The following is a 16580-nucleotide window of genomic DNA, read 5'->3' on the forward strand; positions in this document are numbered from 1 at the left end:
GCGTTGGACTCTCTGGTCCAATCTAGGCCTGGAACGAGGCGGCAGAAAGGCCTTCGTTCAGGAGGTCTCCAGCGTGCGGGCAGGCAGGGCGTTGGCGACCGCGCGGATCAGGGCGGCCGGCGACAGCGGCTTGGCCACCGCGCCGTTCATGCCGGCCTCGACATAGGCGGCCTGCTGGTGGGCCATGGCGTTGGCGGTCATGGCCAGGATAGGCGCGGCGCCGGCCCGGCCGGGCAGCTTGCGGATGGCGCGGGTGGCCTCGACGCCGTCCATCACCGGCATCTGGATGTCCATGAAGATCAGGTCGTAGCCAAGGCGGGCGGCGGCGATGCCGGCCGCGCCGTCCTCGGCCGTGGCCACGCGAGCGCCGAGGGCCTCGAGCATGCGGGTGGCGATCAGCCGGTTGACGGCGTTGTCCTCGACCAGAAGCACGTCCAGGCCCGCCAGCAGCGGCGCGTCGGGCTCGGCGGGAGCGGGATTGCGAACCGGGGCCTCGGCCGGGGCGGCCAGGATCTCCAGCCAGAAGGTCGAGCCCTGGCCGGGCGTGCTGGAAAAGCCGATGTCGCCGCCCATCATCCCTGCCAGCCGGCGGGTGATCGACAGGCCCAGGCCCGCGCCGCCGAACCGGCGGGTGGTCGAGCCGTCGGCCTGGCTGAAGCGCTCGAACAGGTTTTCGGCCGCCTCGGGCGAGATGCCGACGCCGGTGTCCTCGACCTCGAAGCGCAGGCGCAGGCCCTCAGGGTCGGGCGAGACGGAAAGGCGCGCGGTGACGCCGCCTTCCAGGGTGAACTTCACGGCGTTGCCGATCAGGTTGAACAGCGCCTGGCGCAGACGGACCGGGTCGGCCAGGACCCAGCCGGCGCCGACGGGCGGGGCCTCGACCGTCAAACGCAGGCCCTTCTGGTCGGCCTGGGGCTCCAGCAGGTGGGCGACGCTGCGCAGCAGGGCCGACGGATCGAGCGGCTCGGGGGAAAGCTCCAGCTTGCCGGCCTCGATCTTGGAGAAGTCGATGATGTCGTTGAGCAGTTCGGCCAGCATGGCGCCGCAGCCCAGGGCCTCGGCCAGCAGGTTGCGGCCGTCGTCGGACAGGCGTTCGTGCTCCAGCAGGTGCAGCACGCCCAGCACCCCGTTCATCGGCGTGCGGATCTCGTGGCTCATATTGGCCAGGAAGCGCGACTTGGCCTCGGCGGCGTCGAGGGCGGCGTTGCGGGCGACCAGCAGTTCGGTGACGTCCTGGCTGATGCCGATGACGTCGAAGAGCTCGCCTGCCCCGGCCCGCACGCCGCGCCAGTCGGTGCGCATCCAGATCCAGTTGCGGCTGGTCGGGTCGGCGTGGCGATAGACGAGCTGAGCGTGCTCGCCGGTCTCCTGGGTGCGGACGAAGGCCTGGCTCATCATCGTCCGGTCGTCGGGGTGGATGGCGGCCATCATCTCCGGCACGGTCATCTGCCGGGCGTCGCCCATCGGGGCGGCCAGGGTGGTGATCTCCTGCTCGAAGAAATAGATCCCCTTGCGGGTCTCGAACCGCCAGACATAGACGCCGGCGGCGTTGCGCAGCATCTCGTTGGCGCGGTCGGCCTGCTGGCGCTGGAGGCGGCGCACGCGCTCCTCGGAGAAGTCCTGGAAGACGATCAGCAGCGCCCCGTCCGGCAGGATCTTCGAGCGCGAGCGCACCCACAGCCAGCCGCCGCCCTTGCGGGCCAGGCGGTGCTCGGACTGCACCTGGCCCTCGGCCCGCAGGATGCGGCCGGCGCTTTCCAGCACCTCGGTGTCGTGCAGATGCAGGAAGTCGCGGATGTGGCGGCCCAGGGTCTCCTCGGCGCTCCAGCCGGCGATCTGGCTCCAGGCCGGATTGACGCGGACGATGGCGCGGCCCTGCACCACCACGAACATGTCGAGGCTGTTCTGGAAAAACCAGTCGGCCGCGGCGCGGTCGGTGCTGGTGGCGGGCGTCTCTTCGTCCGGCCCCTTGCCCATCAAGCTCCCCTCGTCTTCAATCGATCAACGCAGGATGAGGTGAAGGTTGCGTTATCCGTACCGCCTATTCGATCCGCGAAAAGAAGGCGACCGTGACGCAAGGTCGCGCCAGTGTGGGGAAGAACGCAAGTGAGCACGCCCGAAGCCGTCGGTCTGTCGTCCAGCCGACTGAAACGCATCGACGCCTTTCTGCAGGAAAAGTACGTCGGACCCGGCCTTCTGCCCGGGGCGCAGGTGCAGGTCTGGCGGCGCGGACAGCTGGCCCACGAGGCCGTGCTGGGCCTGGCCGACCGTGAGCGCGGCGCGCCGCTGAAGGCCGACAGCCTCTATCGCATCTATTCGATGACCAAGCCGATCACCTCGATCGCCTTCATGATGCTGGTCGAGGAGGGCAGGGTGGCGCTGGAGGATCCGGTCCACCGCTTCATCCCGGCCTTCAAGGATCTGGGCGTCTTCGCCGCCGGCGCGCTGGGCGCGTTCCAGACCAGGCCGCTGGCCGAGCCGATGCGGATGATCGACCTGCTGCGCCACACGGCCGGCTTCACCTACGGCTTCCAGCAGCGGGGCAATATCGACGCGGCCTATCGCAAGCTGCACCTGGACGACCTGCCGGGACCGCGCGACCTCGACGGCTTCATCGCCGAGTTGGCGAAACTCCCCCTGGAGTTCAGCCCGGGCGAGGCCTGGAACTATTCGGTCTGCACCGACGTGCTGGGCTACCTCGTCCAGCAGATCTCCGGCCAGCCGCTGGACGTGTTCTTCAAGGAACGGATCTTCGAGCCGCTGAAGATGGTCGACACCGGCTTCTTCGCGCCCGAGGCAGATCACGGGCGGCTGGCGGCCTGCTACAGCCTGGATCCCAAGGGCCGGGTGGTGCTGCAGGACGATCCGGCGACCAGCCCGTTCCTGAAGGACCCGCTGTTCAAGTCGGGCGGCGGCGGGCTGGTCTCGACGGCCTCGGACTATATGCGCTTCTGCCGCATGATCCTGAACGGCGGCCAGCTGGACGGCGCCCGCATCGTCAGCCCCAAGACCCTGAAGGCGATGATGCTCAATCACCTGCCGGGCGGCAAAGAGCTGACCCAGATGTCGAAGTCGCTGTTCAGCGAGAGCGTCTTCGAGGGCCTGGGCTTTGGCCTCGGCTTCGCCGTCACCGTCGATCTGGCCCGCACCCGCAATATCGGCAGCCCCGGCGAGGCCTATTGGGGCGGCATGGCCTCGACCGCCTTCTGGGTGGATCCCATCGAGGACCTGGCGGTGGTGTTCATGACCCAGCTGATGCCGTCGAGCGTCTATCCGATCCGGCGGGAGCTTAGGACGCTGGTCTATGCGGCGTTCGAGGAGGCGGCTTAGGAATCCTTCTCCCCTTGCGGGAGAAGGTGGCGCCGATAGGCGACGGATGAGGGGTCTCTCAGACCCTTCAGCCGCCGCATCCGGTCGTTGCGCCTGTCGCGGCTGAGCGGACTTTCGACCCCTCATCCGTCAGCTTCGCTGACACCTTCTCCCGCAAGGGGAGAAGGATCTTAGGACATCGGCGGCGCGGGAGGCGTGGGATCCTCCGGCAGCGGGATGAACTCCCCGTTGTCGAGGTCGGGCAGCTTCATCCGCCCGGCGCGCCAGTCGGCCTTGGCCTGTTCGATGCGGTCCTTGCTGGTCGAGACGAAGTTCCACTCGATGAAGCGGGGGCCGATCGGCTCGCCGCCCAGCAGCATGACGACCGAGGGCTCCAGGGCCTCGAAGACCACGGTCTCGCCGGGCTCGAACACGGCCATCTGGGCGGCTTCCAGCACGCGGCCGGCGACCTCGACCCGGCCGCTGGAGACGTAGGCGGCGCGTTCGGGATATTCGGCGGGCAGGGCGGCCTTGGCGCCGGCGGCCAGCTGCCAGTGGACGTAGAACAGCGGCGAGTGCACCGGCACCTTGGACTTGGCGCCAAAGGCCTCGCCGGCGATCAGCCGGGCCTTCAGGCCGGCGCTTTCGTAGAAGGGCAGGTCCAGGTCGCCGGCGTGGTGGGTGAAGCCGGGGTCGATCTCCTCCAGCTCGGTGGGCAGGGCGATCCAGGCCTGCATGCCGTCCATCAGCCCGCCGTCGTGGCGCAGGGTCTCGAAGCGCTCGGAGTGGGTGATGCCCGAGCCGGCGGTCATCCAGTTGACCTCGCCCGGCAGAATCTCGATGTCGGAGCCGACGCTGTCCTTGTGGGTGATGGCCCCGTCGAACAGGTAGGTCAGGGTGGACAGGCCGATGTGCGGATGCGGCCGCACGTCGACGCTCCGGGGAAAGCCCGGCTGGAAATGGGCCGGCCCCATGTGGTCGAGGAACACGAACGGCCCGATCATCCGCCGCCTGGCGAACGGCAGCACCCGCCCGACCTCGAAACCGCCGATGTCGCGGCGGCGGGCGTCGATGACGAGGTCGATCATGGGGGGCTCCGTGTCGGTCCGGGGAAGCTGTTGCGCGGGCCGGAAAGTCCCACGGCCCGCGCGCGGCGTCTTGCAGTTTCTGACTCTTCGCCTCGGTGCGTGGTCCTCGTCCCGGCGGGAAGCCTAGCCCGCCATCGACGAGAAGCGGTCGATGACGCCCAGCAGCCGCTCGCCGCCCCAGATCAGGCCGCCGACCACCATCAGCGTTCCCTGCCAGACCCCCATCGGCCGATAGGTGACGCGGTAGCCGTCGTCGGCGTCCCATGGGGCGACGTGCTTGTCCTCCAGGGTCTCCTTGCCCTGCCACATGGTGTAGAGGCAGATCAGCGGCGCGCCGAGGCCCATGCCGAACACCGCCACCCGGGCCTCGCGCTTGATCGACTGGATCAGGCTCAGGCGCTTGCCGTCGGCGCGGACCACGCGCACCCCGAACAGCCACTTGCCGAAGCTGCCGCCGCTGAGCGCCATCGACGCGGCCACGAACGGGCTGGCCAGGATCACCAACGTCGGCATGGCGATCAGCTGGCCGACGAAGTCCATGTCGAACAGGGCCAGGAACTGGTCGGTGGCGGTCGGGGCGACGAGGGCGCCGATCCCGCCGACCAGCACGATGCCGATCATGCCAAACACGAAGGTGTCGACCGACCGGGCGAAATAGCGCCGCCAGGGATGGGGCGAGGCGTCGGCCCACGGATGCGGCTTGCGGCCAGAGGGGGCCGTCTCGGGCGCCGCCTCGGGCGCGGCCGTTTCCGGCGTGGCCTCGGGCGCGGGCGCGGCTCCAGGCGTGGGTTCGAGTTCGGGCGCGGCGCCCGCGGTGATGTCGGTCATGTGCAAAGCCCCCGATACGCGAAGAATCCCCGAGCCCCCTCGGGAAGCGTCACCATGGACCCTCGCGCGAGCGGGCTCAACCTTGGGGGCTGGTGGGGGGCTTGGAAGAGGGCGCCGCTAGCGGTCGTTCCACCAGGCGCCCTGACGGCGGAGGATCTCGACATATTCGTCGACGACGCTGGGCGGGCAGCCGCGGCGGCGCCTGAACTCGGCCTTCTTCTCGGCCTCGACGGCCGCCAGGCGCCGGGCCTCGGCGCGGGCGGCGGCGCGGACCTCGGCCTCGGCGCGTTCGGCGGCGCGCCTGGAGGCGCGCAATTCCGCCGGCGTCGGGGGCGGCGGCGGCGGAACCGGGCCGCGCGTGCGGTGCGGGCGGACGGGGGAGGGGTTGCGGCGGTTCATGGGGTGCTCCTTCCTTCTCCCCTTGCGGGAGAAGGTGGCGTCCGAAGGACGTCGGATGAGGGGTTTCTCGGAAATCGGACGCTGCGCCCCGCCTGACCGCTGCACGCGGCTTTGAGGTCTGAGAGACCCCTCACCCGACCCCCGCCTTCGCGGGGGCCACCCTCTCCCGCAAGGGGAGAGGGAACGGGTTGGCGATCTCACGCGGCGAGCCGCTGAGGGGATGGAGAGGGCGCGGGGCGTCCGGACCGCGTCCGGAGCTGTGTTGGATGTACCGTTTCGACGAAGCCTAGACGCCCCGCGCGATCGTTTGACCTCAGGCCGGGGCGCGCGGGCCTCTTCCGCCCTTCACCCCCTTCGGCGTGTGCCTTCCCCGGAACCGGGCTGTAAGCTTCGCTAGCCATCGCGTGCAGACAGAAGGCGCCGGAGCGGACCCTCGGGCGGGCGGGAGCCTATTGCAGGCAAGCCCCCGATAGGCGGGTTTACGTCCCCCGCCCTCCGTTCAAGCCCCGCCGGCCCGGCTCTCGCCGCTCCAGGAGGCCCCGCTCGATCGCATCCCCTCGCACGCATCGGGCCGGATCCTAGCGCCCTCTCCCCGCGACGGGACGAGGTCCATTATGCGGCCGGTTTGGAAGGGGCGGATGGAAAACGCTGGGAATTTTCTAGGGCGTTGATTGGGTTGGGGTTTGTGCGGTGGGGGACGGGGATGGGGGCCAGTTTGGAGGGCGCGCTATCGCTCCTGCGATCAGCAGATGTAGCAGCGATCCGGGTGCTGTGAAGGACCACTAGGCACCACCCGATTTTGGCCGTTAATCTGCCGGCTTCGGAGGGGGCTCATATGGGAATCGACGAAGCTTACGAGCGTGCGGTCAAGCTAATCGAAGAGGTGCAGCCGCGCATAGCTGCCATTCAGACGGAGCAGGATGCGCGCTTTCAGCTCATCAACCGCTTTCTGACCGAGGTGCTCGGTTGGTATCACTCCGAAATTTCGACCGAGCCGCATTCACCCAGCGGATACGCGGATTATCTGGTCAAGGCCGACGACGCCCCATGCCTAGTCGTTGAGGCCAAGCGGGTCGGAAACATTCTTGTAGACACCACCAACGACCGGCTTTCTAACTACAAGGTTGGTGGTCCCGCATTGAATTCCGCGACAGATGGAGTTCGGCAGGCCGTCAGCTACTGTATGGATCACGGCGTTGATCTTGCCGTTCTGACGACGGGTCTTTGCTGGGTTGTATTTATAACATTTCCTGGGAATGGAAAATCCTACCGAGATACTAAGGCTATAGTTTTTCCTGGCTTAACTGCCGTGAAGGAAAGCTTCGCAGCATTCTACGATCTCCTCTCCAGGGAGGGGGTGTCGCGAAAGGAGTACAAGGTCCATTTCGCACGTGTCGAAGGTTTGGCGCCTAACAACTTCGAGCCAATGACTTCGGTCAATAAGGCCGTAGATCTGCGCATGCTTCCGAAAACACCGCTCGCGCAGGATCTTGATCCGGTGTTTCGCGAGTTCTTTGGCGTCATGTCTGGAGATCATGACAAGGATATGCTCCTTCACTGCTTTGTGGAAACGAGGGAAAGCAGAAATGCTGATGCGTCCCTGCAAAAGCTCGTTGGCAACATCGCGGGGCGCGTAGATACGCTTTCCACCGACACCGGCGCTCAGTTGGTCGATCAAATCGAGGCGATCATTGAAACTCAGCGTGGAGAGAATGTTCTTATAGTTGGCAACAAGGGGGCGGGTAAGTCCACCTTCGTGGAGCGCTTCTTCAAGCTGGTTTTAGCGCAGGAGTTCCGAGAGAAGTGCCTTATAATAAAGGTCGACTTCCTACCATCGACCGGGGATGCTTCTACCGTTCCAAGTTGGACCACGGAAAAGGTAAAGCGAGAAATAGAGCGGCAGTTATTTGTTGGAGGCGTTCCAACTTATGACGAATTGCAGGGGCTGTACTATTTCGAATACCAAAAGTGGCGAGATGGTCAATTTAAGCATCTTTATGAAAGCGATAAGCTGGCATTTAAAGTAAAGTTTGGTGAATTTCTGGATCAGCAAATTAATGCCGATTCTCATCAGTATGTGCTCCGATTGCTGACTGATGTTGTTAGAAATCGCAAGTTATTGCCGTGCTTCATTTTCGATAATACAGACCATCATCCCGAGGCGTTCCAGGAGGCAGTGTTCCAGTGGTCTCAGTCGATTAGGCTTGAGGTGCCATTTTCGCTTGTGATACTGCCGATCACTGATCGGACAATATGGAAGATGTCCAAGCATGGCCCATTTCAGACCCACGAAAGCAAACTATTCTACCTTCCGGTGCCATCAACTCGCGAGGTATTGGAAAAGCGCATTGAGTATCTGCAGGATCACGCTGGGAGGGCTCAAAGCGCCAAGAAATACTTTACGGATAAAGGTATAAGGTTGAGCGTGGAGAATATTAACGCATTTGCAGCGTGTACAGAAGAAATATTTATTAAGGAAGATTTTATATCTCGCCGCATTGGTTGGTTATCCAATCACGACATTCGCCGTGGTCTAGTTTTGTCGAAAGCTGTTATAACATCGCCATTTATGAATATTGATGAGCTTATTTCATCATATCTCAAGCGTACATCTGGAAATACATTTGATGTAAGTTATAGAAAATTTATGCAAGCTTTGGTGCTTGGTGATTACAATAATTTTCAGCAGGGTGATAGTCCGTTTGTGATTGATGTGTTTAGTAGCACATCGGAATTCCCTACGTCGCCACTTTTGAGGCTGAGCATCTTAAAATTGCTTATAGACAAAGCCGGTGAGGGGGATGCGCTCGGTGCCTACGCGCCGCTCTCACAAATTAGTCTTTATTTCGGATCGATGGGCATCGCGGAGGAGCCACTCCACAATGCCGTTACCGCACTGCTCGACTATCGCCTTATCGAGCCGTTCGACGCATCTTCACAGATGCTCTCCCCGGATCAGAGGCTTGCGGTGACACACTCTGGCCGCATGCACTTCGAGATGGCCTTAAGCGACCCTATCTACGTGTCCCAGATGGCATTTTCTACGCCGTTGCGTTCCGCGTCTGTGGTTGAGCGCCTTCGTGCTCTTAAGAAGATGAAGATGGCCAATCCTGAGTGGGATGAAGTTCGTCGCATCTTTGCGCTCTACTGTTTTGCTCAGGATCGCGCCTTCATCCGATTGCCCCGGGACCCAATGTTTGGTGGGCAGCGTCAACTTCGAAAGGACTTTCAGGCCAGATGGGTGGGAACCGGGGCTGGTGAGCTCGACGAAGATGGCGTCGTGTCAAAGGTCAAAGAGCGAGTGGAGAGAAGCCACGTCACTGCTACTTTGAAGTGGTTTGATCCCGTTAAGGGGTTTGGCTTTCTCGACGCGGGTGTCGGGGAGGACGTATTTCTTCACATCAGCACGCTTAACCGAGCTGGCGTAACAGGTGTCGGCGAAGGCGACTTCGTTATCTGCGACGTTGCCGCGGGTAAAAACGGTAAACCCCAAGCCATCCATGTTCATTCTTGGGATCCGAGCTCAAGAACGACGCCTGAGGATGCCGATCTAAGAGCCGGGACGGTGCTGTTCTACAATCCCCAGAAAGGCTTCGGCTTCGTTCGAGTCGATGGGTACGCGGAGGACATTTACATCTCAGCCGGCTTGGTCCTTCGAGCGGGCGCGAGCGGCTTGATGGAAGGCGAGCGGGTTCGCGTACTAGTGGGCGAGAACATTCCAGGTCGGGGGAGAGCAGCTAAGGAGTTGCACCTCACAAGAAACGCGACGAGTATTTTTCCGGGGTGATCGCGCCGCGCATTTCGGCAGCTACCGCCGAAACCACAATCTTCCACGTTCGTTATCCACTCATAACCGACGTACAATAGGATTTCACGCTGGCATCCCTGGGTGTCCGGTTATGAGCCGGGCGCGAATGTCTAAATTGGCACATAGGTCACCTACCGCCGCCCCTTCCTGAACGCCTCCGCCTGCTCCGCCCTATGTTCCGCCCGCACCCGCTTGGGCGCTGACTTGTCCACCGTCTCCCCAGCCCCCGTCAGGACCTCGTTGGCGAATTCCAGGTCCAGGAGCTTCATGCGCTTGATCTCGTCGCGCAGGCGGGCGGCGGTTTCGAATTCGAGGTTGGCGGCGGCTTCGCGCATCTTGGCTTCTAGGTCGCGGAGGGCGGACTTGAAGTTGTCGCCGCTGAAGGGCTTTTCGGCGCCGGAGGCGTCGCTGACGCCCATGGGCACCAGGACGCGGTCGCCGCGCTCGTAGGGGCTGGCGAGGATGTCCTTGATGTCGCGCTTGACGCTCTCGGGCGTGATGCCGTGCTCGATGTTGTAGGCGTTCTGCTTGTCGCGGCGGCGGGAGGTCTCGGCCATGGCCCGCTCCATGCTGCCGGTGATCCGGTCGGCGTAGAGGATGACCTTGCCGTCGACGTTGCGGGCCGCGCGGCCGATGGTCTGCACCAGGGAGGTCTCCGAGCGCAGGAAGCCTTCCTTGTCGGCGTCGAGGATGGCGACCAGGCCGCATTCGGGGATGTCGAGGCCCTCGCGCAGCAGGTTGATGCCGACCAGCACGTCGAAATTGCCCAGGCGCAGGTCGCGGATGATCTCGATGCGCTCGAGGGTGTCGACGTCGCTGTGCATGTAGCGGACGCGGATTCCCTGCTCGTTGAGATATTCGGTCAGGTCCTCGGCCATCTTCTTGGTCAGGACGGTGACCAGGGTGCGGTAGCCCTTGCTGATGGTCTGGCGGATCTCGTCGACGACGTCGTCGACCTGGGAGGCGCCGTCCTTGGAGACCGGGCGCACCTCGACCGGCGGGTCGATCAGGCCGGTGGGGCGGATGACCTGCTCGGCGAAGACGCCGCCGGCCCGCTCCAGCTCCCAGTTGGCGGGGGTGGCCGAGACGTGCACCGATTGGGGGCGCATGGCGTCCCATTCCTCGAACTTGAGGGGGCGGTTATCGAGGGCCGAGGGCAGGCGGAAGCCGAACTCGGCCAGCGTCCATTTGCGGTTGCGGTCGCCCTTGTACATGGCGCCGATCTGCGGAACCGTCTGGTGGCTCTCGTCGGTGAACAGCAGGGCGTTGTCGGGGATGTATTCGAAGAAGGTCGGCGGCGGCTCGCCGGGCTGGCGGCCCGACAGGTAGCGGCTGTAGTTCTCGATGCCGGCGCAGGAGCCGGTGGTCTCGATCATCTCCAGGTCGAAGGTGGTGCGCTGCTCCAGGCGCTGGGCCTCCAGCAGCTTGCCGTTGGCGGTCAGCCACTCCAGGCGCTCCTTCAGCTCCTTGCGGATCTCGATGATCGCCTGGCGCAGGGTGGGGCGCGGGGTGACGTGGTGGCTGTTGGCGTAGACCTTGATGGTCTCCAGCTCGGCGGTCTTCCTGCCGGTCAGGGTGTCGAATTCCGACAGGGCCTCGACCTCGTCGCCGAACAGGGTGACGCGCCAGGCGCGGTCCTCGTAGTGGGCGGGGAAGATCTCGATGGTGTCGCCGCGGCGGCGGAAGGTCCCGCGCTCGAAGGCGGCGTCGTTGCGCTTGTACTGCTGGGCCACGAGGTCGGCCATCAGCTGCTTCTCGTCGACCCGGTCGCCCACCGTCAGGGTGAAGGTCATGGCGGTGTAGGTCTCGACCGAGCCGATGCCGTAGATGCACGACACCGAGGCCACGACGATGACGTCGTCGCGCTCGAGGATCGCCCGCGTGGCCGAGTGGCGCATGCGGTCGATCTGCTCGTTGATGGAGCTGTCCTTCTCGATATAGGTGTCGGTGCGCGGGACGTAGGCTTCGGGCTGGTAGTAGTCGTAGTAGCTGACGAAGTACTCGACCGCGTTCTCCGGGAAGAAGGCCTTCATCTCGCTGTAGAGCTGGGCCGCCAGGGTCTTGTTGGGGGCAAGGATCAGCGCCGGACGCTGGGTGGCCTCGATGACCTTGGCCATGGTGAAGGTCTTGCCCGAGCCGGTGACGCCGAGCAGCACCTGGTCCTGGTCGTTGTTCTCGATGCCTTCGACCAGCTCCCTGATGGCGGTCGGCTGGTCGCCGGCCGGCTCGTAGGACGACACCAGCTTGAAGGTCTTGCCGCCTTCCGACTTCTCCGGCCGGGCCGGGCGGTGGGGCGTCCACAGCATCGGCATGCCTTCCGCCCCCATGGCTTCCCCCATGGACTCTGGGGAGGCGTCGAGCACGAAGGGCGTCGAGGCGTCGGAGACGCCGGGGTTCTGGCTGCTGGGCATGGCCCAAATCTAGGGGCGCGGAGGCCTCAAGGCCAGGGGTCCTGCTGACAGGCCCTGTCAGCAGGCTGGCGGTAGGTGGCGGGAGGGCGCGCTCTACAGCCCGCCCTCGTAGGGGCCGGCCAGGGGCAGGACCAGGGTCCGGCCGTACTTGCGCAGGGCGGCCTGCACGTCGGGACGGGCCAGCAGGGCGGCGCGGCGGGCGGTCAGGTCCTGCTGCGCGGGGGTGACCACCGGCGGCAGGCGGCCGTTGCGGAAGGCGTTGAGGGCCTCGCGGCGCATGCCCGGATCGTCCAGGCGTTCGATCATCAGGGCGGCGGCCTCGTCCTGGCGGTCCAGGCACACGAGGGCGATGGACAGGGCCTGGGCGCCGTGGCGGCGGTCCTTGCGCAGGGCGGGCAGCTCGCGCTCGGCGGCCGCCTTGTCGCCCAGGTGGGCGAGGGCGCAGGCGCGCAGCGCGCGGTGCCACTGCAGGCCGATGACGCGGGCGTCGACGAGGTCGGCGTCGGCCAGCACCTTCAGCGCCTGGGCGTCGCGGCCGGCGTCGAGCAGCATGCCGGCCCGCGCCAGGTGCTGGCTGATCCGGTCCTCGCCAATCGCGGCGGCCATCTGGGCGTCGGCCGCGTCGGCCTGGCCCAGGTCGGCGAGGACCTCGGCGTAGCTGCTCAGCAGCCAGGGGCGCTGGTCGTCGAGATCGTCGAAGGGCTCGCCGCGGGCCAGGCGGGCGGCGTAGTCGGCGCCGAGGACGCGCGCCTCCTCCCAGCGGCCGAGGGTGCGCAGCGCGTCGATGCGGTCGGAGACGCGGTCGAGGCGGCCGGGTTCGCGGCGGGACTGCTCCTCGCTGCGAGCCAGCTGGGCCTCGACCAGCTTGATCCAGTCGAAGCGGCCGGCGGCCTGCATGTCGGGCCAGAGCGGGGCGAAGCGCAGGTCCTGGGCGACGGCGGCCAGGACGGCGACGTCGGAGGCGCGGTCGAGCACGGCGGCGGCGCGGGTCATGTCGCCGGCGTCGGCGGCCAGTTCGGCGCGCTTCAGGGCCCAGGCGTTGTCGACAAGGTGGTGGCCGTCTTCGGTGGGCCATTCCAGACCGCGCAGCAGGTCGAGCGCGCGGGCCTGGCCGGCGGGGTCGGTCTTCAGGTCGGACAGGGTTTGATTGAAGTTGTCGGGCGGGAAGGCGGCGAGGCGCGTCGGGTCGAGGGCGGCGATCCGCTCCATGGCGCGCAGCTGGCCGGGGCCGTCCTCGTGATCGGCGGCGTCGACCATCAGCACGATGTTGGCCTGGACGACGAACGGCGGGGCGGCGTCGTCGCGGTCGAGGAGGCGGGCGGCGGCGACAGCCCGGGCGTCGTACTCGCGGCAGACCAGGACGTCGAACAGCAGCGCGTCGCGGCGCGGGGCGTCGAGCTTGGCGAAGTCCTTGCGGGCGACCAGGGCGTCGATCTGGTCGGCCAGGGCGGCGGGGCAGCCGGCGTCGTCCGGCAGGGCGGTGATCCGGGCCAGGAGCGCGTCGGCGTCGGCGACCAGGCCGGCCGACGGGGTCTTGGCGGCCGAGGCGGGCGAAGCCGCCGCCAGCGCCATGGCGACGCCCGCGGCCAGGGCGGCCAGGTCGAGTTTCCGGATCATGCGAAGCCCCCGCGTTACTGACGGCTCAGAAATCACGGCGCCGTTCACGCCGCAACGCTGGGGACAACATTCCGGCGTGCGAGCTTGGCTTTTCGCCCTTGGCGAGCGTCGCGATATCTGATTACAAATGTAGTATTAAGCTTGGGAGCCGGTCATGCGCCGCGTCTGGATCGCCGTTTTCGCCGTCGCCCTGGTCAGTGGAGCGGTTTGCGGAGGCGCCGCCCAAGCCGCCAATCCCGTGCTGACCGCGAAGATCTACAACGGCGGCGATCCGGACGCGCCGGCCAGGGCCCTGAAGCTGTCGCGGCTGAAGGTGGAGGTGGTGCTGGTCGGCGGCCTGGCCAGGACCACGGTCGAGGCGCGGTTCGACAATCCGACCAAGCAGGCGCTGGAAGGCGACTTCACCCTGGCCCTGCCGGCCGGGGCCGTGGTCGACGGCTACGCCCTCGACGTCGGCGGGCGGATGGTCGACGGGGTGCTGACCGGCAAGCGCCAGGCCAGGGAGGTCTACGAGAACCGCGTGCGGGCCGGGATCGACCCGGGTCTGGCCGAGGTGACCGACGACGGGGCGTTCCGCACGCGGGTGTTCCCGGTGCTGCCCGGCTCGGGGCGGACGATCCGCCTGTCCTATGTGGCGCCGCTGGCCGCCGACGGCTCGTTCAGCCTGCCGCTGGCCTCGGACCAGCCGGTGGGCGAGGCGGCGGTGAAGGTGACGATCGCCGGGGCGACCGAGCGCCCGGCCGTGACCGCGCCGGCGGGCCTGGCCCTGGCCTGGAGCGACGGCCCCGAGGGCGCGACCGCCGTGGGCGAGGCCAAGGGCGTGAGCCTGGACGGCGCCCTGGCCGTGGGGGCGTGGCGCGTGGCCTCGCCGCTGGAGCTGAGCCGCCATGCGAGCGGCGAGCGCTTCTTCGAGCTGCGGCTGCCCTATGACGCCAGGGCGGCGACGGTGCGGAGCCTGCGGATCTACTGGGACCGCTCGCGCTCGCGCCGCGACGACGACCTGGCCGGCGAGATCGCCGTGCTGGCCCGCTATGTCGACGCCGCGCGGCCGGCCAGCGTCGAACTGGTGACCTTCGCGAGCGACGGTGCCAGGGCGACGCGGCTTTCGGCGCCGACGGGCGAGGCCCTGGCCGCGGCGCTGCGCGGCGTCAGCTATGGCGGGGCGACCACGCTGGAGGGGGTGTTCGCGGCGGGGCGGGAGTCGGCCGACACCTGCGTCTTCGTGTCGGACGGCCGCATGACCCTGGGCGCGTGGACGGCCATGCCGCCGCCCTGCCGGACCTTTTCCCTGTCGAGCGCAAGGGACGCCGACCGCAATTTCCTGGGCGTGCTGGCGACGCGCGGCGGCGGCCAGCATGTGGACCTGACGGCGGTGAACGCCGAGGCCGCCTTGGCGCGGCTGACAAGCGCCGGGACGCCGGCCTTCACCCTGGCCACGGCCGACGGCCAGGCGGTGGAGAGCCGGCTGATCGCCGGTCCGGCCGGCCGCTGGCAGATCGTCGGCAAGACGCCGGCCGGGGACCTGGTCTTCACCGGCGCCGACGGGACGCGGCGGACCTTGCCGCTGGCCGGCCTGCCGGTGCGGACTTTCGACGGCGCGGGGGCGCTGTGGGGGCGCGAGGCGATCGCCGACCTGCTGGCTGCCGACCGGCCCGACCGCGACGAGGCCCTGGCCCTGGCGCGGCGCTACAACGTGGCCAGCGGCGAGGCCAGCTTCGTGGTGCTGGAGAACGCCCAGGACTATGTCGACGCCGGGGTCGCGCCGCCCGCCTCGGCCGGCGAGGCGATCATCGCGGCCTGGCGCCAGGGCATGGCCGACAAGAAGCAGGGCGACACCCTGGCCGCCGCCAACCGCCTGGACCAGATGGTCAAGGCCTGGGCCGCGCAGAAGACCTGGTGGGCGAGCAAGCCGAGCGGCAAGCCGAAGCGGCCGCTCGGCCGAGGTCCGGGCGTCCAGGCTCGGCCGGCCATGGCGCCGCCGCCGGACGTGACGCCGCCGCCGCCGCTGCCGATCCCCGCGGTCATGGAGGCCCGGGCGCCGGCCGCGAACGCCGATGCGGACTCGGTCGCCGAAAGCATCGTGGTCGCCGGGACGCGGGCGTCGGGGCCGACCATCGCCATCGAGGCGGCCGAATGGAATCCCGACCGGCCGTACTTGAAGGCGCTGGCGGCGGCCAAGACGCCGGAGGCCTGGGCCGAGCGCTTCGCGGCGCTGGAGAAGACCGACGGCGACGCGCCGGCCTTCTATTTCGACGTCGCCGAGCAGGCGTTCCGCGCCGGCCGCCGCGAGCAGGCGATCGCCGTGGCGGTCAACGCCGTGGACCTGCCGTCGTCGGGCGTGAAGACCCTGGCCATACTGGCCGACCGGCTGGCGCGCTACGGCGATCTCGACCGGGCGATCTGGCTGCAGGAGCGGATCCTGTTCCTGGAGCCCGACCGGCCGCAGCCGCGGCGCGACCTAGCCCTGGCCCTGATCGCGCGGGGCGAGGCCCGAAAGGGCGCGGCGCGCGAGGCCGACTGGCGGCGGGCGCTGGACCTGCTGAACGCGGTGATCGTCAAGCCGTGGAACGGCGCCTATGACGGGATCGAGATGGCGGCGCTGATGGAGGCCAACGTCCTGGTCGCCCGCATGGCGGCCCAGGGCATGAAGCAGGAGGTGCTGGATCCGCGCCTGACGGCCCTGCTCGACGTCGACATCCGCGTGGTGCTGGAGTGGAACACCGACCACAGCGACATGGACCTGTGGGTGGACGAGCCGACCGGTGAACGGGCGATCTACGACAATCCGGCGACCGGCATCGGCGGGCGGCTGTCGAACGACATGACCGCCGGCTATGGCCCCGAGGAATACCTGCTGCGCCGGGCGCCGGCGGGCCAGTACGTGGTGCGGGCCAATGTCTTCGCGCCCGACAGGCTGGACCCCAACGGACCGACCGTGGTGCGGGTGCGACTGTTCCGCCACTGGGGCCGGCCCGACCAGGCCGAGGAGCGGTTCGAGATCGAGCTGAAGTCCGGCCAGAACGGCGAGGCGCGGCTGGGCAGCTTCCAGGTGGGGCCGGTTGCGGGAAGGAAGAAGAAGTAGGGGGCGAGAGGGAGGTCGCCCGACGCCCGCCCTTAGAT

General features: G+C 67.1%; 9 protein-coding genes. 3 read left to right on the forward strand and 6 right to left on the reverse strand.

Annotated features, from left to right (window positions below):
* Nucleotides 1–57 precede the first annotated feature (57 nt).
* Nucleotides 58–1977 (reverse strand): hybrid sensor histidine kinase/response regulator, encoded by a 1920-nt coding sequence (locus AC07NG_RS23185; protein WP_494596623.1) that lies wholly within the window; start codon nt 1975–1977, stop codon nt 58–60.
* A 129-nt stretch (nt 1978–2106) separates the two neighbouring features.
* Here AC07NG_RS23185 and AC07NG_RS23190 point away from each other — a divergent pair, with 129 nt between their 5' ends.
* The gene (locus AC07NG_RS23190; protein ID WP_494596624.1) at nt 2107–3330 is read left to right on the forward strand and encodes a serine hydrolase domain-containing protein; all 1224 of its coding nucleotides are present in this window, start codon (nt 2107–2109) and stop codon (nt 3328–3330) included.
* Between the two features lie 170 nt (nt 3331–3500).
* Here the strand turns inward: AC07NG_RS23190 and AC07NG_RS23195 are convergent, their stop codons facing one another.
* The 3 genes from AC07NG_RS23195 to AC07NG_RS23205 all read right to left on the reverse strand — a co-directional run bounded on the left by AC07NG_RS23195 (nt 3501) and on the right by AC07NG_RS23205 (nt 5624).
* Nucleotides 3501–4397, reverse strand: coding sequence for a pirin family protein (locus AC07NG_RS23195; protein WP_494596626.1), 897 nt, complete (start codon nt 4395–4397; stop codon nt 3501–3503).
* Between the two features lie 123 nt (nt 4398–4520).
* Nucleotides 4521–5225 carry an RDD family protein gene (locus AC07NG_RS23200; RefSeq protein WP_494596627.1) on the reverse strand — a complete coding sequence of 235 codons (705 nt, stop codon included), beginning with the start codon at nt 5223–5225 and terminating at the stop codon, nt 4521–4523.
* Between the two features lie 117 nt (nt 5226–5342).
* Complete coding sequence (locus AC07NG_RS23205) at nt 5343–5624, reverse strand: hypothetical protein (protein ID WP_494596629.1); 282 nt, start codon at nt 5622–5624, stop codon at nt 5343–5345.
* An 835-nt stretch (nt 5625–6459) separates the two neighbouring features.
* Here AC07NG_RS23205 and AC07NG_RS23210 point away from each other — a divergent pair.
* Nucleotides 6460–9411 carry a cold shock domain-containing protein gene (locus AC07NG_RS23210; protein WP_494596631.1) on the forward strand — a complete coding sequence of 984 codons (2952 nt, stop codon included), beginning with the start codon at nt 6460–6462 and terminating at the stop codon, nt 9409–9411.
* A 152-nt stretch (nt 9412–9563) separates the two neighbouring features.
* Here AC07NG_RS23210 and uvrB read toward each other — a convergent pair whose 3' ends face one another.
* A complete protein-coding gene (gene uvrB / locus AC07NG_RS23215; protein ID WP_494596633.1) occupies nt 9564–11843 on the reverse strand; it encodes an excinuclease ABC subunit UvrB in 2280 nt (759 codons plus the stop codon).
* Nucleotides 11844–11936: 93 nt separating this feature from the next.
* Nucleotides 11937–13460 carry a hypothetical protein gene (locus tag AC07NG_RS23220; protein WP_494596635.1) on the reverse strand — a complete coding sequence of 508 codons (1524 nt, stop codon included), beginning with the start codon at nt 13458–13460 and terminating at the stop codon, nt 11937–11939.
* A gap of 154 nt (nt 13461–13614) precedes the next feature.
* Between AC07NG_RS23220 and AC07NG_RS23225 the strand changes: the two genes are divergently transcribed.
* Entirely contained in the window at nt 13615–16542 is a 2928-nt protein-coding gene (locus tag AC07NG_RS23225) for a DUF2135 domain-containing protein (RefSeq protein WP_494596636.1), read from the forward strand.
* Nucleotides 16543–16580: the final 38 nt, after the last annotated feature.

Source organism: Caulobacter sp. GW821-FHT10C03, assembly GCF_059415485.1.